Annotated in this window: 24 protein-coding genes; 21 read left to right on the forward strand and 3 right to left on the reverse strand. The window is 55.1% G+C overall.

The window, feature by feature from the left end; translation table 11 throughout:
- Positions 1 to 3: 3 nt before the first annotated feature.
- Positions 4 to 1,086 carry an aspartate carbamoyltransferase gene (gene pyrB, locus GN111_RS30760; protein ID WP_155307417.1) on the reverse strand — a complete coding sequence of 361 codons (1,083 nt, stop codon included), beginning with the start codon at positions 1,084 to 1,086 and terminating at the stop codon, positions 4 to 6.
- 545 nt (positions 1,087 to 1,631) lie between these two features.
- On the opposite strand from pyrB, the gene GN111_RS30765 reads away from it, so the two are divergent.
- The 3 genes from GN111_RS30765 to argB all read left to right on the forward strand — a co-directional run bounded on the left by GN111_RS30765 (position 1,632) and on the right by argB (position 4,955).
- Entirely contained in the window at positions 1,632 to 3,356 is a 1,725-nt protein-coding gene (locus GN111_RS30765; RefSeq protein ID WP_155307418.1) for a PAS domain S-box protein, read from the forward strand.
- Between the two features lie 256 nt (positions 3,357 to 3,612).
- Positions 3,613 to 4,134: an N-acetyltransferase gene (locus GN111_RS30770; protein WP_170302539.1), complete on the forward strand. Its 522-nt coding sequence runs from the start codon at positions 3,613 to 3,615 to the stop codon at positions 4,132 to 4,134.
- A 41-nt stretch (positions 4,135 to 4,175) separates the two neighbouring features.
- Complete coding sequence (argB, locus tag GN111_RS30775; protein ID WP_155307420.1) at positions 4,176 to 4,955, forward strand: acetylglutamate kinase; 780 nt, start codon at positions 4,176 to 4,178, stop codon at positions 4,953 to 4,955.
- Positions 4,956 to 5,000: 45 nt separating this feature from the next.
- On the opposite strand, the gene rlmN is transcribed toward argB, so the two are convergent.
- Complete coding sequence (gene rlmN, locus GN111_RS30780; protein ID WP_155307421.1) at positions 5,001 to 6,062, reverse strand: dual-specificity RNA methyltransferase RlmN; 1,062 nt, start codon at positions 6,060 to 6,062, stop codon at positions 5,001 to 5,003.
- 197 nt (positions 6,063 to 6,259) lie between these two features.
- On the opposite strand from rlmN, the gene ffh reads away from it, so the two are divergent.
- The 18 genes from ffh (at position 6,260) to GN111_RS30870 (ending at position 20,145) form a co-directional block, all read left to right on the forward strand.
- Positions 6,260 to 7,591, forward strand: coding sequence for a signal recognition particle protein (gene ffh, locus GN111_RS30785; protein ID WP_155307422.1), 1,332 nt, complete (start codon positions 6,260 to 6,262; stop codon positions 7,589 to 7,591).
- A gap of 12 nt (positions 7,592 to 7,603) precedes the next feature.
- Positions 7,604 to 7,858 carry a 30S ribosomal protein S16 gene (rpsP, locus tag GN111_RS30790; protein WP_155307423.1) on the forward strand — a complete coding sequence of 85 codons (255 nt, stop codon included), beginning with the start codon at positions 7,604 to 7,606 and terminating at the stop codon, positions 7,856 to 7,858.
- Between the two features lie 209 nt (positions 7,859 to 8,067).
- The gene (locus GN111_RS30795) at positions 8,068 to 8,298 is read left to right on the forward strand and encodes a KH domain-containing protein (protein ID WP_155307424.1); all 231 of its coding nucleotides are present in this window, start codon (positions 8,068 to 8,070) and stop codon (positions 8,296 to 8,298) included.
- A complete protein-coding gene (gene rimM / locus GN111_RS30800) occupies positions 8,282 to 8,824 on the forward strand; it encodes a ribosome maturation factor RimM (RefSeq protein WP_170302540.1) in 543 nt (180 codons plus the stop codon). Before GN111_RS30795 ends, rimM begins: the two co-directional genes overlap by 17 nt.
- Positions 8,825 to 8,839: 15 nt before the next feature.
- Positions 8,840 to 9,586, forward strand: a complete 747-nt coding sequence (trmD, locus tag GN111_RS30805) for a tRNA (guanosine(37)-N1)-methyltransferase TrmD (protein ID WP_155307426.1) — start codon at positions 8,840 to 8,842, stop codon at positions 9,584 to 9,586.
- Positions 9,567 to 10,136 carry an RNA methyltransferase gene (locus GN111_RS30810; protein ID WP_155307427.1) on the forward strand — a complete coding sequence of 190 codons (570 nt, stop codon included), beginning with the start codon at positions 9,567 to 9,569 and terminating at the stop codon, positions 10,134 to 10,136. Before trmD ends, GN111_RS30810 begins: the two co-directional genes overlap by 20 nt.
- Positions 10,137 to 10,168: 32 nt before the next feature.
- Positions 10,169 to 10,516 (forward strand): 50S ribosomal protein L19, encoded by a 348-nt coding sequence (gene rplS, locus GN111_RS30815; RefSeq protein ID WP_269433799.1) that lies wholly within the window; start codon positions 10,169 to 10,171, stop codon positions 10,514 to 10,516.
- A 25-nt stretch (positions 10,517 to 10,541) separates the two neighbouring features.
- Positions 10,542 to 11,162 carry a ribonuclease HII gene (gene rnhB / locus GN111_RS30820; protein WP_155307428.1) on the forward strand — a complete coding sequence of 207 codons (621 nt, stop codon included), beginning with the start codon at positions 10,542 to 10,544 and terminating at the stop codon, positions 11,160 to 11,162.
- A 201-nt stretch (positions 11,163 to 11,363) separates the two neighbouring features.
- Complete coding sequence (locus GN111_RS30825; RefSeq protein ID WP_155307429.1) at positions 11,364 to 11,735, forward strand: YraN family protein; 372 nt, start codon at positions 11,364 to 11,366, stop codon at positions 11,733 to 11,735.
- Positions 11,710 to 12,591 (forward strand): 16S rRNA (cytidine(1402)-2'-O)-methyltransferase, encoded by an 882-nt coding sequence (gene rsmI / locus GN111_RS30830; protein WP_176603306.1) that lies wholly within the window; start codon positions 11,710 to 11,712, stop codon positions 12,589 to 12,591. The genes GN111_RS30825 and rsmI overlap by 26 nt, the downstream gene beginning before the upstream one ends.
- A gap of 3 nt (positions 12,592 to 12,594) precedes the next feature.
- Complete coding sequence (locus tag GN111_RS30835) at positions 12,595 to 13,176, forward strand: 4'-phosphopantetheinyl transferase family protein (RefSeq protein WP_155307430.1); 582 nt, start codon at positions 12,595 to 12,597, stop codon at positions 13,174 to 13,176.
- Positions 13,177 to 13,488: 312 nt separating this feature from the next.
- Positions 13,489 to 15,063, forward strand: a complete 1,575-nt coding sequence (locus tag GN111_RS30840) for an MBL fold metallo-hydrolase RNA specificity domain-containing protein (protein WP_155307431.1) — start codon at positions 13,489 to 13,491, stop codon at positions 15,061 to 15,063.
- Between the two features lie 41 nt (positions 15,064 to 15,104).
- Positions 15,105 to 15,533, forward strand: coding sequence for a hypothetical protein (locus GN111_RS30845; protein WP_155307432.1), 429 nt, complete (start codon positions 15,105 to 15,107; stop codon positions 15,531 to 15,533).
- A gap of 51 nt (positions 15,534 to 15,584) precedes the next feature.
- Entirely contained in the window at positions 15,585 to 16,061 is a 477-nt protein-coding gene (locus GN111_RS30850) for an Lrp/AsnC family transcriptional regulator (RefSeq protein ID WP_170302541.1), read from the forward strand.
- 24 nt (positions 16,062 to 16,085) lie between these two features.
- On the forward strand, positions 16,086 to 17,168 hold the full coding sequence (locus GN111_RS30855) for an NAD/NADP-dependent octopine/nopaline dehydrogenase family protein (RefSeq protein WP_155307434.1): 1,083 nt from the start codon (positions 16,086 to 16,088) through the stop codon (positions 17,166 to 17,168).
- Between the two features lie 99 nt (positions 17,169 to 17,267).
- Entirely contained in the window at positions 17,268 to 17,726 is a 459-nt protein-coding gene (locus tag GN111_RS30860; protein WP_170302542.1) for a universal stress protein, read from the forward strand.
- Positions 17,727 to 17,771: 45 nt separating this feature from the next.
- Positions 17,772 to 19,202: a Na+/H+ antiporter NhaC gene (gene nhaC, locus GN111_RS30865; protein WP_155307436.1), complete on the forward strand. Its 1,431-nt coding sequence runs from the start codon at positions 17,772 to 17,774 to the stop codon at positions 19,200 to 19,202.
- Between the two features lie 46 nt (positions 19,203 to 19,248).
- Positions 19,249 to 20,145 carry a transporter substrate-binding domain-containing protein gene (locus GN111_RS30870; RefSeq protein ID WP_231715604.1) on the forward strand — a complete coding sequence of 299 codons (897 nt, stop codon included), beginning with the start codon at positions 19,249 to 19,251 and terminating at the stop codon, positions 20,143 to 20,145.
- A gap of 60 nt (positions 20,146 to 20,205) precedes the next feature.
- On the opposite strand, the gene GN111_RS30875 is transcribed toward GN111_RS30870, so the two are convergent.
- The gene (locus GN111_RS30875; protein WP_197740461.1) at positions 20,206 to 21,432 is read right to left on the reverse strand and encodes a proline dehydrogenase family protein; all 1,227 of its coding nucleotides are present in this window, start codon (positions 21,430 to 21,432) and stop codon (positions 20,206 to 20,208) included.
- Position 21,433 lies beyond the last annotated feature (1 nt).

The raw sequence follows: 21,433 nt of genomic DNA on the forward strand, positions 1-21,433 counted from the left end.
AGACTATTTGAATTCAGAGAAAACTTCCTGCTCCTGGCCGAAAATGTAGGCAATCAGGGCCGCCCGGATCCACATTCCGTTGCGCTCCTGGCGCCAGTAGGCCGCCCGGGGATCCTGATCCACCAGGACATCGATCTCGTAGCGTCGGGGTAAGGGGTGCATGATGGAGCAATGGGGTTGGATCAGGGAAAGGTGCTCGGCCTTGAAATGGAAATCGGGGTAATCGGTGGGCTCGTCTTCCGGTCCGCCTCCGTATTCGTTCTGAACCCGTGTCATGTAGATGGCATCCACTTCCGGCATCACGCTCTCGAAATCGTCGCTCTCGTGATAAGGGATGCCCTGCTTTTCTAAAAACGAGGTGATGTCGGATTTCATTCGAAATTCGTTCGGTGCGACATAGTAAATGGTTACGTCTCTGTAGTTTTTCATTAAATAGCTTAGCGACCGTACGGTACGCCCCCGTTTCAAATCGCCTACCATGGCGATCTTTTTGCCGTCCAGGCCGCCGATGCTGCGAAATTCCCGCTGCAATGTATAAATGTCCAGCAAAGCTTGGGTCGGATGCTGGTCCGGACCCGAGCCGCCGTTGATGACAGGAACCGGTCGTTCGGTGTTGTTGAGAACCCAGGCCGCTTTTTGGGCGAAGCCTGCTTCGGGGTGGCGGCTGATGATCAAATCGACATAGCTGGCGAAGGTGCACAATGTGTCCTCGGCGGATTCGCCTTTTACTTCCGAGCTTGTTGAAGTTTCACGGCTTTCGGACACCTTCATGCCCAACAGGTGGCACGCATTCAGAAACGATAGAAACGTCCTTGTCGACGGTTGAACGAAATAGAGCATGGCGCGTTTGTGCTCGAGAAGGCTTCTGAGTTGCCGCGAGCCGGTTTTGGTCCTGGCCAGTTGCCGAATCAGATCGGCTAAATGACAAAGCTGGTCCAGAAATTCGCGGTCGAATTGCTGCCCGTATATAATATCGAACAACCGGCCGTCCCGACTGAAAAAAGGGATTTGTTCGTCAGTTTTTTGGCTACAGAACTCCTCGAGCCCCGGAATGGTTTGGCGTGTCTGTTCGACGACGGTTTTCATTTTGATCCTCTGTCTGTTGGAGGGAAAGCAGGGGTGAGCATAAAAAAGCACGTTGATCGTGACTTGGCCAAAAATGTCATAAGAGCTCTTGCGTGTCAATCGTGCACCATGCTGATCGGGGGAGCCATGGGAGGCGTTAACTCCATGAAAACAAATGGATTAACTTGTTTTTTGACGACCTGCTGCACCTGCTGTCAGGTTTCTCCTGACATTTACCCATTGTTCTTTTGACGGTATCCTTTCGGTAAAATGGGGCCTTGGCGCTGCTTGTCATTTTTCATCATCCACGCGCCGGCAATCAATTCTCAGCGGTTTACCGATAGAAAAAACCCGACGGTTTGGTCCGGAAAGATTGACAAATTCTGAAGCCAATTGAAATAATAGCTCCTGATCGTTTCAGGTTCAGGGCAACCGGCCATGGCACGATCAGGATCAAAAGGCTGATGGCATGGCCGACGGCATCAGTTTCGTGTCGTCGGACGGGTTTTCCCCTTAGCAAAGGCAGTCGTACAAAAGATTCCCGACGACAAAAAAGGGTTTAAAAGATGGCCGATCGAACCAAGGAGAAGTTTGGGGCAGCATATACGATTCTCTGGGATTTTTTTTCCGACAGCACAATTCCGACCCTGATCAGAGATACGGCCAACCGGCAGGTCGTTCAATATAACGCTGCCATGCAACAGCTCACCGGCTATTCTCCTGCCGAAATACCGGACATGGCGTCCTGGCTGAAAAAGCTATATCCGGATGAAAACGTCAGGCAAAAAATGATGGAGACCGTCTCCCGGACGAAGGGACGTGAAATATTCATCAGTGACGACGAATACGAGATCATCCGGAGGAACGGGCAAAAACGGTACGTCCAGCTTTCGATTTACAACATCCATCCGCCGGATGGATCCACCCCTTTTCAAGTCGTCCAGGCCAAGGATGTTACCGGCCGCATCAATGCCGAGGAGCACCTTAAAAATGCAAATACGTCCCTGGCTGCTTTCGCCAACGAACTGGAACATCGGGTAAAACGGCGTACCAGAGAGCTGAAAGAGAGCGAAAGTCGCCTTAAACTCGCTCTGGAGGGGGCCAAAGAGGGCCTGTGGACAATCGATTTCGTCAAGGGGAAGATGTTTTTTACCAATCATTCGGCTGAAATGTTGGGGTATTCGCTCAATGACCTGGGCGAAACCTCCGGTAAATGGGACGAGATAACCCACCCCGAGGACTGGCCGAAAGTCAAAAAAGCCCTGATGGACCATTTCGAGGGGAGAACGAGCCATTACGAGGCTGAATATCGGGCCAGAACGAAAGACGGCAAATGGAAATGGATTCTCGGGCACGGGAAGGTGACCAAACGGGACGCACAGGGAAATCCAAAGCAGGCCATCGGCACCCACGTCGACATCAGCAAACTGAAAAAAACGGAACTCAATCTGAGAAGAAGTGAGGAACGTTTCAAATCCCTGGTGGAGAATGCCCCTTATGGCATGCTCATTATCAACCCGGATAGAAGTATTGCGTACTCCAATCCGAAATTCGAGGAAATCACCGGATATCTGCCCGAGGATTTGCCGGATATAGACGCATGGTTCCGCAACGCTTATCCGGATACCGATCTTCGTAAAACCGTGCGAGATGTCTGGCAGGCGGCCTTGAAAAGAATGGACCGGACGCATGAAACCGAACCCCGGGAGTTCGGGGTTCGCTGCAAAAATGGCGATGTGAAGATTCTGCGGATCACGCATGTGATCATCAAAGGGAGAAAGCACTTCGTGTGCTATGAAGACGTTACTGCCAAAGCCAATGCCGAAAAAGCCCTCAAAGCGAGAGAGCAGGAACTGCGCATGAAAACCGACAATCTTGAAGAAGCGAACATCGCTTTGAGCGTACTGCTGAAAAAAAGGGAAAAGGACAAAGAGGACATAGAGAACAATATTCTTTACAATGTAAAGAGTCAGCTTATGCCTTATATCGAGAAGCTGGAAAACAGCAAGCTGACACCGCGGGCGACAACCTTCCTGGGAATTCTCAAATCCAACCTGAATGATGTGGTTTCCCCCTTTTCGCGTAAACTCTCGGCGACGTATATGCAACTGACACCCAGGGAGATTTTGATTGCCAAATTAATCAGGGACGATAAATCGACCAAAGAGATTTCCGGAATACTGACGATATCGGAAAGCTCCGTTCAGTTCCATCGGCACAACATCCGCCGAAAGCTCGGCCTGGTAGCAAAAAAAATGAATTTAAAATCCTACCTGCAGTCGCTCGCCTGAGGCCGCAACGAACCACCTGCGGCAACAAAGAAAAACCGACAACGATTTTTCCCGCTATTATCTCAGCTCATAAAAGCGACCCACGATTGGGGCCAATGGGAACAGCCGATATTTTTGTCGGTTTTTACCTGGCATTGTCCCCTTGTATAATTGATAACCGCACCAGAGAGAGTTGTGCTACCTTGAGCGAAAATGAGTGTAATCGTACGGCCCGGTTGACGGACCTCTTTGCTAATTTAAAGACATGCCAAATCATGTGCCCGCAAAAAATGCCAATGCCCGGCTAACCATTCGGAAAGCCATCATCAGCGACGTTGAAGACATTCTGGAACTGGTCAACCGGTTTGCCGCATCCAACCTGATGCTGCCCAGAGGTCCGCAGTACATTTATGAAAACATCCGCGATTTCGTGGTTGCCGTTGATTCAAACGGCTTCGATTCCCATGCAACCCGAAGCGAAAACGGCCGCGAACGCTTCCTCGGCTGCGGCAGCTTACATATATTGTGGCGGGATTTCGCAGAGTTGCGCGCTTTGGCCATCTCCGAGGCATATCAACACATGGGGATCGGAAAAGCGATTGTTGAGTTTATCATACGGGAATCGCGGGAATTGAATCTAAAGTTTCTCTATACGTTCACCCTGTCGACGGCGTTTTTTAAGGAGATGGGGTTCACGGCCAAGAAAAAAGAAGAGTTGCCGCCCAACCTGTGGGTTGAGTGCAGCCGATGTCCAAAATTTTTCAATTGCGACGAAGTCGGCATGGTCTTTGAGTTTTAATCAAGTCTGCGGTTGATTCGGTATCCGGGGAGATTCAAGCCATGAAGCAAAGATTTCTGATCAAAATTGGCGGCCTTGCTTTTGAGAAACAAGAGGGCATGCTGGCCTTGGGGGCCGCCATGGCTGCCAGTGAAGACGCGGAATTTATCGTCCTTCACGGAGGAGGTGCAGAGATTTCCCAGGCATTGTCAGCCGCCGGCCGCCCAAATCGTTTCATCGACGGCGTTCGGGTAACCCCCAGAGAAGATGTCGAGATTGTTGAACAGGTGCTGTCCCGAAAAGTGAATCAACGTATTGCCAATGCCTTTGAAAAAAGCGATGTCGCCTGCCAGCGCATGTCCGGAAAAACCGGCAACCTGTTCACGGTCGAGCCGCTCAGCCGCAATGGGCAGGACCTGGGATATGTGGGGCGAATTTCCGGTGTCAACGAAAAGGTGGTGGAAGATGCCCTTGCCAAGGGGCGCCTGCCGGTAATCTCGCCGGTTTCCGGCGATTCAAACGCCGTTACCTACAATGTAAATGCCGACAGCGCCGCCTCGGCGCTGGCGGCCGCCGCAAACTGTACCGATCTTGTTTTTTTTACCGACGTGCCCGGTGTGCTGGTGGATGGGAAGCGATGCGTCACGCTGTCCCGGGATGAAGCAAAAGCGCTTATCGAAGCGGGAACGATCAAGGGCGGCATGGTTGCGAAAATGGAAGCTGCATTCAAGGCGCTGGATCAGGGCGTCGCTCGTGTTCATATCATGCAATGGCAAGGTCCCCGAGACTTTGCGAGGCTAAACTGTCAGCAATGCGACAGCGGGACAACCGTTTGCCTGTAGTCACATGTGATCAATCGTGCCGATTCGTCCCTCGTCCTTCATTCTTCATCCCTCGTCCATCTTCAACTTCGCTCTGAGCTGCCCGCAGGCCGCACCGATATCCTGTCCCTTGCTGTGGCGCACGATGGCCGTGTAGTGATGGTCGGCCAGGGTTTCCTGGAACTGGACGATCCGTTCCGGATCGGGGCGCAAATATTCGCTGCCCGGGTGCTCGTTGAAGGGGATCAGGTTGATCTTGGCCCTGACGGGGCGCAGCAGCTTTGCCAGGCGGCGGGCATCGCCCAGGCTGTCGTTGACGCCTTTCATCAGAATGTATTCGAAGGTAATCTTGCGGCGGGGCGGCAGCGGGTAGCGGCGGCAGGCGTCCACCAGGTCGGCGATGGGATACCTGCGGTTGACGGGCATCAGTCGGCTGCGGGTATCGTCCTCGGTGGCGTTGAGGGATACGGCCAGGTTGACCTGGGTCTCGCGCCCCAGATCCGCCATTGCGGGCACGATCCCGGCCGTTGAAACCGTCACCCTCCGGCTGGAAAACTTGAGCCCCCAGTCTCCGTCGGTAATCGCTTCCAGGGCTTGGATCACATTGGTGTAGTTGTCCAGCGGCTCTCCCATTCCCATGAACACGATGTTGCTCAGAGGCATGTCACCCTTGGCATCCACCTGCCGCTTGACATCGCGCACCTGGGAGACGATTTCCCCGGCCGAAAGGTTGCGGACCCATCCCCCCTTGGCCGTCATGCAAAATCGGCAGCCCTGGCGGCACCCCACCTGGCTTGAGATGCAGAGGGTGAAGTGTTCCTTTTCGGGAATCAGGACCGTTTCGATGTGCCGCCCGTCGTGGAGCCGGAAAAGAAGCTTGCGGGAGCCGTCTTTAGAGAAGGCCTCTTTTTCCACCTGCAGGCGCGGGTTGACGTAGGCTGCCGCAAGTGCGGCCCGCAACGGTTTGCCGAGGTTGGTCATCTCTTCGAAGTGGTCGGTCTGGCGCAGGTAGACCCACCGTAGAACCTGGTCGGTGCGAAAGGGGCGCTGGCCCTGCTCTTGAAGCCACTCGGCCAATTGCTGCCGCGAGAGGTCTTTGATGTCGATTTTGCTTGATTCTACAGTCATGATGTGGGATCCACGACCCGGTTCGAATTGCCGGTTCGTTCGTTGTCAGACGATGGCAAAAGGGGATGCGGGAAAACTTGGGTTGGCGGCTCAAGTTCTCTACCGGATTCCGGTATCTTGCGGCCTTTTTTATACCTTGACATAGCATTAAAAAAAATCTATTTTCAAGGTTTTAGTTGGCATAGCGGGTAAATTGCATGTTCGATGCGCTCAGCGACAAATTAAATTCGGTTTTCAAGCAGCTCAAAGGCCAGGGCAAACTTTCTGAAAAGAATATTGCCGATGGGCTGCGAGCAGTGCGTATGGCGCTGCTGGAAGCCGATGTGCATTACCAGGTGGTCAAGCGGCTGGTGGCGGACATCAAGGAGCGCGCCCTGGGCCAGGAGGTCATGGGGAGCCTGACGCCCGGCCAGCAGGTGGTCAAGATCGTCAACGAATCCTTGACCCGGCTCATGGGAGATACCCATGAGGGCCTGAATCTGGCCGGCGAGAAACCGGTGGCGGTGATGCTGGTGGGCCTGCAGGGTTCGGGTAAGACCACCACGGCTGGCAAGCTGGCGGTGCTGCTGCGCAAAGAAGGAAAACAGCCCTATCTTGTACCGGCGGACATCTACCGGCCTGCGGCCATCGATCAGCTCAAAAAGGTGGGCGGCCAGCTGGGGGTGCCGGTTTTCGATTCCACGCCGGAGATGAATCCGGTGGATATCTGCCAGCAGGCGCGGGTGGCGGCGCACAAAGCGGGCTGCGACACGCTTGTTCTGGATACGGCCGGGCGGCTGCACATCGACGAAGAGCTGATGGGAGAGCTGGCGCGCATTCGTACGGCCCTGAAGCCGACGGACATCCTGCTGGTTGCCGACGCCATGACCGGCCAGGATGCGGTCAATATCGCCAAGTCCTTCGACGAACGGCTGGACATCGGCGGCGTGGTGCTCTCCAAGATGGACGGCGACGCCAGGGGCGGTGCTGCCCTTTCGATCCGGTCCATCACCGGAAAGCCCATCAAGTTCATCGGCGTGGGCGAAAAGCTCAGCGACCTGGAAGCCTTCCATCCGGATCGCATGGCTTCGCGTATCCTGGGCATGGGTGACGTTCTCACCATGATCGAAAAGGCCCAGGAGGTGGTGGACGAAAAACAGGCCGCCGAACTGGAAAAGAAGCTGCGCAAAAACCAGTTTACCCTGGAAGATTTTCGCGACCAGATGCGTCAGATCCGCAAGATGGGTTCCCTGACGGACATTTTAGGGATGATCCCCGGTATGGGGAAGGTCAAGCAGATGAAGAATCTGCAAGTGGACGAAAAAGAGTTGGTGCACATCGAGGCTATCATCAATTCCATGACGCCCATGGAGCGGCGTCAGCATTCGATCATCAATGGCAGCCGCCGCAAACGGATCGCCGCGGGCAGCGGCACGCGGGTGCAGGATGTCAACCGTCTGCTCAAGAATTATACGCAGGTGATGAAGATGATGAAAAAAATCAATAAAGGCGGTATGCGCGGATTGGGCCGCGGCATGCTGCCCTTCTAAAGGAGAACAAGCATGGCAGTTAAAATCAGACTGGCCCGCCACGGGGCAAAAAAAAGACCGTTTTACCGGATTGTCGCAGCAGACAGCGAAAGCCCCAGGGACGGTCGTTTTCTTGAAAAACTCGGGACCTACAATCCACTCCAGGACCCGGCAGCGGTGGCTTTGAACACGGATCGGATCAAATACTGGATCGGTCAGGGGGCCACCCCCAGCGACACGGTCAAATCGATCCTGAAACGCGAAGGTGTTTTTGCCGCTGCGGAATAAGACCGCACGCCAACCGTGATTCCCAGGTACAACCGGCTGCCGCTGTCCATCCGTGCAGCGGCATTCGATTACCGATGCATAACGGCTCGTCGTGTTGCCCGGTGCCAGTGGCACTGTCGATGGCACTTTTCGCGCCTTGCAATCCGGGCGCCTCGTCAATCCCAGCACGTTTTCGATTTGACGACTAGAGGCACGAAGGAGATGGAGCTATGAAAGAGCTGATCAAGTTCATTGCGCAGGAGCTGGTAGATTTTCCGGATCAGGTTTCCGTTGATGAAATCGAGGGCAACCAGACATCCGTGATCGAACTGAAAGTGGCCAAAGAGGATCTGGGCAAGGTGATCGGTAAACAGGGACGCACGGCCAGGGCCATGCGTACCCTTTTGAGTGCGGCATCCGCCAAAATCAAAAAACGAACGGTTCTTGAAATCATCGAATAGTCCCGGGAACAGGGACGACCTCATCCTGGTGGGCAAGGTGGTCGGCGCCCACGGCATTCGGGGAAACCTGAAGGTTCGTTCGTATACGGAGTCTCTGTCGGTTTATGAAGCGAAAGAAGGAATTCACGCAATCCTGCCCGACGGCTCCATCCGGACGATGACCGTCGACAGGGTCTGGCCCCACGGTAAAAGCCTGTTGATGAATTTCGAATCGGTAACCCGGCGCGATCAGGCCGAAGGCCTTATCGGAACGGAATTGTTTGTCGAAAAAGACCGCCTGCCGGCCCTGGAGGAAGATACCTATTATTGGTTCGATCTGGTGGGACTACGGGTGATCGATGCCTCCGGCACCCGGTTGGGACGGCTGGTCCGCATCATTCCCACCTCCGGAAACGACATATACGTGGTCAGGGGAGCGTGTGGCGGGCAGCCTCAGGAGACGCTGATTCCTGCCATCGGCGATGTGGTCCTCAGCATCGATCTGGAGGGCGGGATCATGACCGTGGATCTGCCGGAAGGGCTATAGACCGCGCGGTAAACCATGAAAGTTTGTGTGCTGACCCTTTTTCCCGAGCTGTTCCAGCCGTTCTGGGACCATGGGATCATTCGGCGGGCGGTTCAGGGCGGCAAGATCCATCCGGCTACCGTCAACATCCGCGACCATGCCGAAGGACGGCATCGGGTGACCGATGACCGGCCTTACGGAGGCGGTTGCGGAATGGTCATGAAGCCGGAACCGCTGGCCGGTGCGATGGCCGAAGCCAAAGGCCGCATGCCAACGGCAACCACCTTGCTGCTCTCCCCTCAGGGCAGACGGTTCGACCAGCAGTTGGCCGAGTCGCTGGCACAGGCCGGCGAACTCATTTTGGTGTGCGGTCGTTACGAAGGGGTGGACGAGCGCTTCGTCGACCGCTTTGTGGACGGGGAAATTTCCATCGGCGACTTCGTTCTTACCGGCGGCGAACTGGCAGCCATGGCGATCATCGATGCCGTGGCGCGACTGATTCCCGGTGTGCTGGGCAACGAGGACTCGGCAGGCAGCGATACCTTTAGTGACGGGCTCGTGGAATATGCCCACTACACGCGACCGCCGAATTATGACGACGAAGCGGTCCCCGATGTGCTGCTTTCCGGCAACCACGCCGAGATCGAGCGTTGGCGGAGGGAAACGGCTCTGATGCGAACCGTGCTTAAGCGGCCGGACCTCCTGGAAAGGCGGGGCGTTTCCCCGGAGGAGCGGGCCTTGTTGATAAAATGGCGCAGGGAACTTGACCGGCTCATCGGATAGCCGGCTCTACGTCGCGCTGGTTCATTATCCGGTGATCGACAAGAACGGCGAAACCATCGCCTCGGCGGTAACCAATCTGGACCTGCACGACATCGCCAGGGTGTGCAGGAGTTACGGCGTCAGGGGCTATTTTGTCATTACGCCGCTGGCGGACCAGAAGATACTGGTCAACCGCATTGTGGACCACTGGATCAGCGGCACCGGCGGGCGGTACAACCCCAAGCGGAAAAAAGCCCTGGAACTGGTCCATGTCAGGGACACCTTCGAGCAAAGCGTCGATGAGATCTCCGCGACCGAAGGTTGCCGGCCCGTGACGGTGGTCACCACGGCCCGGCGGGACACCGGCGGCATGACTTGCCAGCGCTTAAGGGAGATGGTAGAAAGCGCCACCCCTGTCCTTCTGGTTTTCGGAACGGCCTGGGGGTTGACGGATGATTTCATGGCCCGGGCGGACCATATTCTGGAGCCGCTGGCCGGAACAGAAACTTACAATCATCTGTCGGTACGGTCCGCGGCAGCTATCGTTGTGGACCGACTGCTGGGCAGGTGAATGAATACTTAACATCAATATCGGGAGTGATCATGGAAATTATCAAAAACATTGAAAGAGAACAGGTCCGCATGGATCTGCCGGACTTTTCACCGGGTGACACCGTTACGGTGCACGTGAAAATCCGCGAAGGCAACAAGGAGCGTCTGCAGGCGTTTACTGGCGTCGTGATCAGCAAGAAAAAGGGCCTGGCCAACGCCAGCTTTACCGTGCGTAAAGTCTCCTATGGTGTCGGCGTGGAGCGTGTTTTTCCTATGAATTCGCCCATCCTCGACCGGGTGGAAGTGGTCACCCGCGGCCGGGTGCGCCGGGCAAAGATTTACTACCTGCGCAAGCTGCGCGGCAAGGCGGCCCGGATCAAGGAAAAACGGTTCACCTAATATGAACAACGTCCCATAGGGTACCATGGAAGCAGACCTTTGGGCCTTTGAAAGAAACGCCCATGAAATGGGCTGTCGGATTGTTGCAGGCATTGACGAGGCCGGCCGGGGTCCCCTGGCCGGTCCCGTCGTTTCTGCAGCCGTCATTCTTCCAGATGGGGTGGCCATTCCGGGAATAGACGATTCCAAGAAACTGACCCCCAAGCGGCGGCACGACCTCTATGATCGCCTGTACGAGGTATCCCATGCCATTGGAATCGGTGTGGTGGATGCTGGCGAGATCGACCGGATAAACATCCTGCAGGCGACACTGGGCGCCATGGCCATGGCCGTGGCCAATCTGGACCCGCGGCCGGATCATCTGCTGATCGACGGCATTTTCACCATCGCTTCGGACCTTTCCCAGCAGGCCATCAAAAAGGGAGATTCCCGGAGCATCTCCATTGCCGCGGCGTCCATTGTCGCTAAGGTCACCCGGGACCGCATGATGGACCAGGTGGACGAGTTGTTCCCGGAATTCGGATTCGGCCGCCACAAGGGCTATCCCACAAAGACGCACCGCCAGGCCATCCAGCAGCATGGCTGCTGCCCCATCCACCGCCGGTCGTTTAAGGGCGTAAAAGAATACGTGGAAAGTGATCGGTGATCAGTGCAGCTGTAAACCCTTCTTAGCTGCATTGAACCAAAAAATTTTGATGGACAATACCATGGACGATTATGACGACCGGTTTCGTAAAAAGCCAGAGATCAAGGCTTGCGAATCCCGAGGAATGAGGTGTAAATAAAAGTACTCCGCAGTGACGAGGGATACGCGTAACGAAGATATCGGGCTTTTTACGGAACCGGCATGCTTAATCGGCAACAACAATTCGGTAAACGCAGCGAACGCCTGGCGCTGAACTATCTCAAGCTCAAAGGGTATCGCATTGTCGAGACCAACTACCGTTCCAGCGTCGGTGAAATCGATATCATCGCCAGGGAAAAAGACACCCTCGTTTTTGTGGAGGTGAAGGCGCGTTCTTCGAGCCGATTCGGCAATGCCAAGGGAGCCGTCACGCCCACGAAACAGCGTAAAATCTCCATGGCCGCCCTGGACTACCTCAAACGCAGTGGACAGCCCGAAGCCCGGGCCCGATTCGATGTCGTGGCCATCGACACCGCGGCAGGGAAAACCGCCATCGAGATCGTGAAAAATGCCTTCACCCTTGCCTACGGATAAACCTGTTCCCAGCGGCCTTTATGTGGTGGCCACCCCCATTGGCAACCTGGAGGATATCACCCTGCGCGCCATCCGGATTCTGACCGGGGTCGATATGATCGCTGCCGAGGACACCCGCCACACCGCACGTCTGCTCGCGCACTACCGGATCAAGACCCCACTGATCTCCTGCCACGAACACAACGAGCGTCAGCGCAGCGCAGAACTGATAGACAAAATCCGCTCCGGCAGATCGGTGGCACTGGTTTCCGACGCCGGCACTCCCTCGGTTTCGGATCCCGGCTACCGGCTCGTGCGGGCCGCCGTAGAGGATGGTTTGGATGTCATTCCGGTTCCGGGGGTTTCGGCTGCGGTCACGGCCCTGTGTGTTTCGGGTTTGCCCACCGATGCCTTCGTGTTCATCGGTTTTGCCCCTAAAAAGAGCGGCAGTCGCAGGGAACTGCTCGAATCGCTGGCCGCGGAATCGCGCACCCTGGTATTTTACGAGTCACCCCGGCGGGTGGCGGCGCTTTTAGAGGTCGCTGAATCGGTCATGGGGGACCGCCAGGCGGTGCTGGCACGGGAACTGACCAAGCTGCACGAAGAATTCATCCGCGGCAGCCTGTCCGAGATTCGGGCCGCCCTCGAAAAGCGCCAGCAGGTCAAGGGCGAGTGCACGCTTCTGGTGGCCGGTGCGACGGCGGAGGAATCCGTCTCCGATGCACAACTGGAAGAGGCTCTCAGAAAGGCGCTGGCCCGGTCGGATGCACGCCTGTCGGGTGTTTCCAAAGCCTTTTCCCGTCAGTACAATCTGCCCCGCAAAAAAGTGTATGAAATGGCGCTTGCCATCCAGAAAGAAAGCGGGGGTTCCTCCTGACCCATGAGCAAATCAGCCGATACGATTTATCCGGTGATCCTGCCGGTTCCCGCGACGGATCAGCAACGCAAGGGCCGGGAAATGGTCAGGTTTTTGAGCCGCTATGCCCGCCTGGCCCTTGCTCAATCCTTTGAGAAAAGCGGACTTCTTTTGGGAGACTTGCCCAAGGACGATCAGGGCGCGCCCCTGCCGGTCGACGGGGTCTACTGGTCCCTGAGCCACAAGTCGGCCATCGTCGGCGCGGTGGCCGCGACGCTGCCGGTGGGGCTGGATCTGGAAACAGTGCGTCCGGTCAATCAGGCCCTGTTGGCCAGGGTTGCCGACGACGCCGAATGGCGGCTGGCCGGCGATCAGGAACCCACTTCTTTTTTCCGCTTCTGGACCGCCAAAGAAGCTGTGCTCAAGGCCGTGGGCAAGGGCATGGCGGGGCTGTCCCGGTGCCGGATCGTTGAAATCGAAACTCCCACCCAAATGATTCTGACTTACGACAGCCTTCCCTGGCCGGTGGAACACCGCTGGTTCGGCGACCATGTGGCCGCCATTTCCGTGCAACAGGGCACCGTCGTCTGGCCTGACGCTCCCTGAACGGATTTCGCGTATTGCCCCCGGATTTCTCAACCGCAGCCGGTCAAAGTGCTGCAGGGTGACCCTATTTGGATTTACTTTCTGCTCTTCGCTGTCATGCCTGCGACGATATGGGTGTGTTGGTGGGTAACCACCGCCTTTGTCAGCCATTCGCGGATGAACTAGGCTCCTAAACTACGTCAGCGACGATAAGAAATCCGAATGCGGCCGCCCTGCATCGCGCTCTTTTGCGCCTTGTTTTTTGCTCCGGGATGGGCAATAGTGGCGTCATCGTTGTGAATCCAAGCGATTGTTTGAAAAAAGGAGAGAAAAATGCACATCACATTTTACGGCGCGGTGAGGGAAGTGACCGGTTCCATGCACCTGTTGAGTACCGACGAGGACCGTATTCTGCTGGACTGCGGTCTGGTCCAGGGGCGGAGGAAAGAATCCGCGGAGAAGAACCGGGTGCTTCCCTTCGATCCCCAAATCCTCACCAACATGATTCTCTCCCATGCGCACATCGACCATTCCGGGCGGATTCCACTGCTGGTCAAGAAAGGATTCGGCGGGCGCATTTACTGTACCCGGGCCACGGCCGACGCTTGCGGCTTCCTGCTCCCGGATTCGGCCCATATCCAGGAGAGCGATGCCGAATACCTCAATTACAAGACCGTCCGGGGTGCCCTGTCCCGCATGCGTCCAGGCGAATACGGCAATACCAGCAAGCGCGAACTGCAGGATGTCAGGAAGTTGCTGAAAAAAAATGGACACAAACTCGATGTCGATGTGATCAACGAGTATATCCAGCGTTTTCACCTCAAGGGAGTTGAGCCGCTGTACACCACCTTCGATGCGGAACAGGCACTCAAGGCTTTCGAGGGCATTCCCTATCGCAATCCGGTAACCATTGGAAGCGGTGTCACCTGCAAGCTCTTCGAAGCCGGCCACATCCTGGGTTCAGCTGTTGCCATGATTCGATACGAGGCCAACGGCAAATCACGCACTGTGTGTTTTTCCGGGGACATCGGCCGTTACGACAAACCGATTCTCAGGGACCCGTCCAACCACCTCGATGGTTTTGCAAAAGATGTGGACCTGATGATTATGGAAAGTACTTACGGCAACCGGGATCACGAACCGGTGATCGACCTGCGCCCCCGGCTCAAGAAAGTGCTCAACGAGACGTTCGAACAGGGCGGCAGCGTGCTGATTCCCTCCTTTGCTTACGGACGGACCCAGGAATTGCTCTATGTTATCCATGAATTGTATGCGGACGGGGAGGTGCCGGCCATGCCGGTATACGTGGACAGCCCGCTGGCCATCAACATTACCAAGGTGTTTGGCGAACACCCCGAAGTGTACGACAAGGAGACCCACGAAACCTTTCTCCAGCAGGGCAAAAATCCGTTTGCGTTCAAACAGGTGAAGTTCACCTCAAGCGTCGAGGCATCCATGGCGCTTATGCGCGAGGAAAGCCCGCATATCGTTATCTCGGCGTCCGGTATGTGCGAGGCCGGACGCATCCTGCACCATCTGCGCTATAAGATTCACGATCCCAAAAATACGATCCTGATCGTGGGCTACATGGCCAACCACACCCTTGGCCGCCGCATTTTGGAACAGGGTACCGCCTACGAGGCGTCGGGGCGGTCGGGAGAGCCTCCCATCGTCAAAATTCTCAACAAGGAGTACCCGTTGAAGGCGCGGGTGGTTAAGATCGGTGGGTTTTCGGCCCACGGGGACAGGAACGAGATGTTGCGGTTTTTGAAGCAATCCGACCTGAATATCAAGCGGATTGCCGTGGTCCACGGCGAAGAGGACCAGAGCCTGGCGTTTTGCCAGCGGCTGAAAGACGAGGGCTACGATGCGATGGTGCCCCGCGTCGGCGAAACGCTGGCGATTTAAGGGCGAAGGCCGGTCAACATAAAGCAACGACCATCGGGTTGATGGCCGTAGAGAAATTCAGGGTCACACCTATCGATTGGCGGCCGGGCGTCAACGGCCTAAAATTCACTGCATCACTATTTCTTTTTATCCAACAGACACCCGTCGAAAATAGGATTAAGGTCCATCCATTGATCGGCGGGCCAGATTTGGTCCGCCAACTGTTTGGCCTGGTGTTTAACTGCGGCCGGCAGATCTTCCTATCGGATGTTCAAGGTGAAATCGATGATATACGAAGTCAGATAGCCCATTGCGATCCTTTCGTTTTCTACTGGATTCAATATAAATTCGGTTTGTTATTTAACGCGGCGGCCCCCATTTTTCGTATTCCTGCCTTCGGATCAAAGCTTTCGCCTCAGACGAAAAATAAAATATTCCGCTTGATATTATTGCAAACGAAAATTTTTACTATTGAAAATTTTTTAATTTGATAATAGACATGAACAATATTTTTCAAATAGAAATTTTACATGAGGTGCTTCTTGGACAAAGCCATACTCGACGCATTGGATAACGAGATCATTCACTCGCTAACGGAAGATGGGCGCATGTCGTTCGGTGAAATGGCAAAAAAGCTCAATGTTACAGCGCCGACGATTCGAAGCAGGGTCAAACATCTCGAGGATAAAGGGTTGTTCAAAGTATCCGGCCTCGTAGATCCCAGTCGGCACCCAGACATGATCACCGCCTTGGTCGCGATGAGTATCCAATCCAAAGGAACGTTGGATGGCATCGTGGAAAAGATATCCCGTCTTCCCAATGTCGCCTGGGCAGGGGTGGTTGCCGGACGTTACGATATCATTGCGGAGGTCGTCTGTGTGGGCGGAAAGGAAGAACTGTATCGATTTACCACGGAAACGATCCTTACCTTTGGCCATGTTGTTCGAAGCGAAACATTCATCATTATGAAATCCAAACAAAATTGGTTGCGCCTGCCCGAAGGGGTCGAGCGCATCTAGACTCGGAACGATTGGGATCACCCGATGAACATTGCTGTATTGGGTTCGGGAAACGGAGGCTGTGCGGTTGCCTTCGACTGCGCGGCCTGCGGTCATCCGGTCCGTCTGTTCGATTTTGAACGATTCCCGCAAAACATTCAAGCGGTGAATGAAGATGGAGGCATTCATTGCGAGGGCATCCTTGATGGATTTCAACCGGTGGGTTATGCCGGACACGATATTGAAATAGTGCTGGAAGGGGCCGACATCATTTACGCGGTCGGTCCGGCATACAGCACCAAACCCTTTGCCGAAGCCTGCAGGTCGCACCTCAAAAAGGGACAGGTCGTAATCGTCTGTCCCAGCTCCTGCGGGGGTGCCGTCGAATTCAAAAATGGTGCCGGTCTCGATCTTCGTGACGAGGAGGTTGTCGTTGCCGAAACATCGACGCTGCCGTATGCCGTTCGGCTGTTCGAACCCGGCAAAATCAAGATTTTCAACAAACTCAAGGGTGGCGTGTTCCTGGCCTCAATTCCTGCGAAAAATACCAATACCGTATTGGAACGGGTATGGGATGTCTATCCAGCGATGAGCGCCGCGAAGAATATCCTCCAGACCAGTTTGCAGAACGGCAACCCGGTCATCCATCCTGCGATTACGCTCATGAATGTCGGCTTGATTGAACGCACCCAGGGCGATTTCGAGTTCTACCATCAGGGGGTCACGCCGGCGGTCGGCAGGCTGGTCGAGGCGGTGGACCGGGAACGGATCGCCATTGGAAATGAATTGGGGGTAGAGGTCATCCCCGATCCGGAATTGGGTGTCATCCAAGGATATATGACCGAGGCAACCTATGACAACGGTTTCGTGACCGCCCCGGGATTCGCAGGGGTCAAAGCCCAACCCCGTCTGGATTACCGCTACTTCAATGAAGATGTAGGGTACGGTCTGGTGTTTCTTCAAGACCTCGGGAAACAGGCCGGTGTGGCAACCCCGGTAATATCCGCCGTGATCACAATGGCTTCCGTCGTGATGAAAAGGGATTATGTGGCGGAAGCCAAGCGAACGATGAGAACGCTGGGGCTCTCGGCTTACACGGCGAAAGAATTGGATTCCGTGCTGTCTTAAAACCAGTACCGTTCGAACCGCACAATGGCCATTGCTGTGCATCATCGGTTGATGTCAGGCAACGAATCCATCCAACCCATCCACCGTAAGGAGGCGCCTATGGAAGATTTTAAGCGTATTCTCTACCCCGTCGCACTCACCGACATTTCACCCAAGGTGGCCCCCTATGTGGTGACCCTGGCCAGACAACTCGATGCGCAGGTCCATCTGCTGCATGTGCTGCGACGTTTTGACTGGTTTGTGGACACGTACGTATCCGATCCGCCGGAGCCTGACTTCAAGCGCATTGCAAGCGACTTCGAAAGTCAGGTCCTGTCCCAGGCGCAACGGAAGCTGGATGCATTTGAAAAACGACATTTAAGCGGCATCCAGATTGCCGGCAAAGCGGTGGTTTCCGGAACCCATTACAAGCAAATCCTGAATTATGTGGAATCCGAGGGGATCGATCTCATCGTCATGGGAACGGGAACCCCCATCCAAAAAGTGATGTTCGGATCGGTTGCCGAAAAAGTGTCCCGACTGGCCACGGTCCCTGTCATGTTAATCAAGGTTGCCTGAAGGCAATGCCATCCAAGGCCCAATCGGTATAAAGGGAGGAACACCATGGAAACCAAACGGCAAAAGCGCGATCCTTATCTCTGGGAGGCATTGCTTTCGATCCTGGGCTTGATTGTTTTTATCAGCCTGGCGATTCTGCGTTATGAAACCGACGCCCATGTTCCCATTCTGCTCGGTGTATTCGTGGCGGCCATTGTGGGCCTGCGGGCCGGCTTCAGCTGGAAAGAGGTCGAAACCGGCATGCTCGACGGCATCACCAATTCGCTCCAGGCCATCGTGATTCTGGCCATTATCGGCATTCTCATCGGTGTCTGGATTTTGACCGGAGTGGTGCCCACCTTGCTTTACTACGGCCTGAAAATCCTGCATCCGAAAATATTCCTGCCGGCGACGCTGATCATCTGTTCGATCACCTCCCTGGCCACCGGCTCCTCCTGGGGCACCTCGGGAACCATCGGCATCGCCTTGATCGGTATCGGCGACGGGCTGGGGTTTCCCTTGCCGGTCGTGGCCGGAGCCGTGCTTTCCGGGGCCTATTTCGGAGACAAGATGTCCCCGCTGTCCGACACCACCAACATGGCGCCGGCCATGGTGGGCACCGATTTGTACACGCACATCAAGCACATGGTCTATACCACCGGTGTCAGCTACGGGTTGACCCTGGTCATCGAAATCGTGCTGGGCTTTTTCTACGGCGGCGGGCAGGCCAACCTGGAAAGCGTGAACCAGATCCTGGCCGGCATCGACGCCCAGTTCACCGTCAATCCGCTGTTGCTGATTCCCCCGATCCTTGTCATGGCCCTGGCCTTTCGAAAGATACCGGCGGTTCCGGGCATCGTGATCGGCATCCTGGCGGCCGGCGTTCTGGGGGTGATCTTCCAGGGCAACACCTTCGGCGGCCTGCTGTCGGCAGCCTATGGTGGCTACACCAGCAACAGCGGTGTCGAGGCGGTGGACAACCTGCTGACCAAAGGCGGGTTCGAATCCATGATGTATACCGTGTCGCTGGTGATCTGCGCCATGATGTTCGGAGGCATCATGGAAAAGACCAACCAGCTGCGGGTGGTCGTAACCGTCATCCTGAAAAAGGCGCAAACCAGCGGATCCCTGATAACGGCGACCATTCTGACCGCCATCGGCTCCAACCTGATTCTTTGCGACCAGTACATGTCCATCGTGATGACCGGCAAGATGTACGCCCAGTCGTATACCGACAAGGGCCTGCATCCCAAGAACCTGTCGCGGGCGGTCGAGGACAGTGCCACGGTAACGGCCAATCTGGTGCCGTGGAACTCGGGCGGGGCCTATCAGGCGGCCACCTTGGGGGTGCCCACCATCGCCTATCTGCCGTTTAACTTTTTTTGTTGGATTACGCCGCTTGTGTCCATGCTTTACGGCTGGTTCAATATCACCATCGATCCCATTGAGGAAGAAGACGAACTGCCCGAAATGGGGGCCGAGCAAGGTGCCGTCTAAACGGAACGCCTGGGTCGCGAAGAAAAAGGACAAAGGAGATCAGGACATGGGTAAGCATATTCGCTTGACAATACTGGCTGTACTCATCCTGTCCGGGATGTGGATTGGGCCGGGGAAAGGGCCGGCGTCGGCAGCCGACCTGGAATTCTCGAAAGGTTCAGCGCTGGCGGGGATTCTCCAACGCGGTGAACTGCGCATCGGTCTGGAAGTCGGGTATATGCCGTTTGAAATGATCGACCAGCGCAGTGGATTGCGCCAAAAGGAGATCCCGCACGGCGGATTTCGGCGCAAAGGCCGCCAGCTCAGCCTGATGGGTTTCGATATCGACATGGGCATTGAAATGGCAAAGGCCCTGGGTGTCAAGCCGGAGTTTGTAGACACCATTTGGCCCAGCATTATTCCTGCACTGAAATTGGATCGTTTCGACATCATTTTCGGGGGAATGTCCGTTACCGAGGAAAGGAAACAGCAGGTCGATTTTGCCGAGCCATTCATGATCGTGGGGCAAACCGTATTGCTTAACGCCCGCAACAAAAAAGCGGTCAGGTCCTACCAAGACCTGGATGACCCCGCCTATACAGTAGTCTCCAAACCGGGCACCACCGGGGAAGCCGCAGTGTTTAAACGGATCCCCCGGGCGACCTATATGCCGGTGAACACGGAAATGGCGGGGGCCATGCGGGTCTTGGAGGGCACGGCAGATGCATTTGTCTACGATTTTCCTTTCAATGCTGTGTTCAAGGCCATGCATCCATCCGCCAGCATCGTCTTTCTTGATGAACCCTTTACCAAGGAGCCCATTGCCTGGGCGATTCGAAAAAATGATCCGGATTTTCTCACCTGGTTGAACAGTTTTTTAAACGAAATCAAGCAAGACGGACGGTTTAACAAGATGTATAACAAGTGGTTCAACAACACGGACTGGTTTAAATACGCCCGCTGAAATTTAGGATACTCGCTCGCATCGCGAAATTTTCCTATTTTCCATTGTTTCCTGAGCCCGTCATCGGTTGCTTCCCAGAGACGCGTTGGCGGTCTTTCTCCGATTGCGTTCCTGGATGATAATCTCAAGCTCTTTGCTCATTTGACCGGCAATGGCGGTGTTTTCTTCCGCGCGTCGGGCCAGATAGGGCAGGGTCGATTCGACCGGTCCGTAAGGAAGGTATTTGCTGACATTATAGCCGGCATTGGCAAGATTGAAGCTGATATTGTCGCTCATGCCATATAGCTGTGAGAAATAGATGTGCGGGTGGTCGTTGGGAAGATCCTTTTCGGCCATGAGTTCGATCAGCAGTCGGCAGCTGGCTTCATTGTGAGTGCCCACACAAATTTCAACCACGTCGATATTGTCGACGAAGATTTGCACGGCTTTGTCGTACTCTCTGTCCGTTTCCTCTTTGGTGTTGTTGATAGGGGATCGATACCCATATTTCGCGGCGCGTTCGCGTTCTTTTTCGATATAGGCCCCGCGAACGATTTTGATGCCCAGCTTATAGCCTTCGGCCCGGGCGCGCTGGATCAATTTGAGAAAATAGTCATTGCGGTCCCACCGATACAGCTGAAGGGTGGTAAAGACGATGGCTTTGCTCCGGTTGTATCTGGACATCATCTCTTCGGCGAGATCGTCGATAGCCCGCTGGATCCAGGTCTCTTCCGCATCGATATAGATCGGTTTGTCCGCATCGAAAGAGGCTTTGCAGATCGTTTCAAGTCTTTCTTTTACGCTGTTCCATGTGCTTTGCTCTTCACTGGTGAGCGTCTCTTTGGCGGTGACTTTTTGATATAATTCGAACGGACCGATGGCCGTCATTTTCATACAGGTGCATGGAATGTCGGGGTTCGATTTCGATTTTTCGATGATTTTCAACAGCTCTTTCTTGGTGGCTTCAAAACCGGTCTCGTCCTCGGTCCCCTCGACGGAGTAGTCCAGAATCGCGCCGATGCCGGATTGCCCCAGTTTCCCGATCACATTCCCATATTCGCTTTCCTTTTCACCACCACAAAACTGCCTGAATACGGTGGATTTGATGATCGGTTTGACGGGCAGGCCCATTGCCAGGGTAATTTTCGCCGCCTGGGAAAGGAATTTTACCAGAAAGGGGCTCTTGGTCAGCCAAAATATAAGATAGGATAAGAACAATTCCCGGTCCGATTTATTCTGAAATGCGATGGAAGTGTTTCCGAAAGAGACCGGACCCTCTTTTTTGCCGTTCTTCTGGTTGGTTTTCACG

The sequence above is a fragment of the Desulfosarcina widdelii genome (genome assembly GCF_009688965.1).
Taxonomy (GTDB): domain Bacteria; phylum Desulfobacterota; class Desulfobacteria; order Desulfobacterales; family Desulfosarcinaceae; genus Desulfosarcina; species Desulfosarcina widdelii.

Coding starts and splice junctions, on each gene's coding strand:
- argB (WP_155307420.1), top strand. CDS start 4,176: ATGAAGCAAAGATTTCTGATCAAAATTGGCGGCCTTGCTTTTGAGAAA.
- GN111_RS30845 (WP_155307432.1), top strand. CDS start 15,105: ATGGCCGTAGAGAAATTCAGGGTCACACCTATCGATTGGCGGCCGGGC.
- rsmI (WP_176603306.1), top strand. CDS start 11,710: ATGCCTTCACCCTTGCCTACGGATAAACCTGTTCCCAGCGGCCTTTAT.
- rpsP (WP_155307423.1), top strand. CDS start 7,604: ATGGCAGTTAAAATCAGACTGGCCCGCCACGGGGCAAAAAAAAGACCG.
- GN111_RS30835 (WP_155307430.1), top strand. CDS start 12,595: ATGAGCAAATCAGCCGATACGATTTATCCGGTGATCCTGCCGGTTCCC.
- rnhB (WP_155307428.1), top strand. CDS start 10,542: ATGGAAGCAGACCTTTGGGCCTTTGAAAGAAACGCCCATGAAATGGGC.
- ffh (WP_155307422.1), top strand. CDS start 6,260: ATGTTCGATGCGCTCAGCGACAAATTAAATTCGGTTTTCAAGCAGCTC.
- GN111_RS30870 (WP_231715604.1), top strand. CDS start 19,249: ATGGGTAAGCATATTCGCTTGACAATACTGGCTGTACTCATCCTGTCC.
- GN111_RS30765 (WP_155307418.1), top strand. CDS start 1,632: ATGGCCGATCGAACCAAGGAGAAGTTTGGGGCAGCATATACGATTCTC.
- rplS (WP_269433799.1), top strand. CDS start 10,169: ATGGAAATTATCAAAAACATTGAAAGAGAACAGGTCCGCATGGATCTG.
- GN111_RS30825 (WP_155307429.1), top strand. CDS start 11,364: ATGCTTAATCGGCAACAACAATTCGGTAAACGCAGCGAACGCCTGGCG.
- nhaC (WP_155307436.1), top strand. CDS start 17,772: ATGGAAACCAAACGGCAAAAGCGCGATCCTTATCTCTGGGAGGCATTG.
- GN111_RS30855 (WP_155307434.1), top strand. CDS start 16,086: ATGAACATTGCTGTATTGGGTTCGGGAAACGGAGGCTGTGCGGTTGCC.
- rlmN (WP_155307421.1), bottom strand. CDS start 6,062: ATGACTGTAGAATCAAGCAAAATCGACATCAAAGACCTCTCGCGGCAG.
- GN111_RS30860 (WP_170302542.1), top strand. CDS start 17,268: ATGGAAGATTTTAAGCGTATTCTCTACCCCGTCGCACTCACCGACATT.
- pyrB (WP_155307417.1), bottom strand. CDS start 1,086: ATGAAAACCGTCGTCGAACAGACACGCCAAACCATTCCGGGGCTCGAG.
- GN111_RS30840 (WP_155307431.1), top strand. CDS start 13,489: ATGCACATCACATTTTACGGCGCGGTGAGGGAAGTGACCGGTTCCATG.
- trmD (WP_155307426.1), top strand. CDS start 8,840: ATGAAAGTTTGTGTGCTGACCCTTTTTCCCGAGCTGTTCCAGCCGTTC.
- GN111_RS30795 (WP_155307424.1), top strand. CDS start 8,068: ATGAAAGAGCTGATCAAGTTCATTGCGCAGGAGCTGGTAGATTTTCCG.